This is a genomic window from Mesorhizobium sp. M8A.F.Ca.ET.208.01.1.1 (assembly GCF_004791315.1).
Taxonomy (GTDB): Bacteria; Pseudomonadota; Alphaproteobacteria; order Rhizobiales; family Rhizobiaceae; genus Mesorhizobium.
The window spans coordinates 1-286 of sequence record NZ_SRUT01000389.1; the positions used below are offsets into that span (position 1 = coordinate 1).

Consider the following 286-nt stretch of genomic DNA (forward strand, 5'->3'; position numbering starts at 1 on the left):
AGGAAACAGGCCGTGGCGATCAGGACGAAGATGATGCTCTGCACCCTGCGGTGGATGATGCCGCGCGTCTCTGTCATCCGATAGGCGCGGTTGAGCGAGGTGCGCAGCGCCTCGATGCCGTTCGAGGCAAAATAGGCCGCAAGCAGCACGCCATAGGTCAGAAGGTCGGTGCGCCGCACCGTGAGCACATTCTGCACCTCATGCGCGATCGGCTTGGCGATCTGCTCCGGCCAGGTGTCGAAGACCAGATGCACGGCCGTGTCGGCGAAGGCGCGCGCGCCCAGAA

1 protein-coding gene is annotated in these 286 nt (G+C 64.3%); it reads right to left on the reverse strand.

The annotated features are described in order from the left end of the window. Positions 1 to 286: YhjD/YihY/BrkB family envelope integrity protein (locus tag EN851_RS35790; RefSeq protein WP_189587378.1), on the reverse strand; the 286-nt coding region annotated here is incomplete at both ends.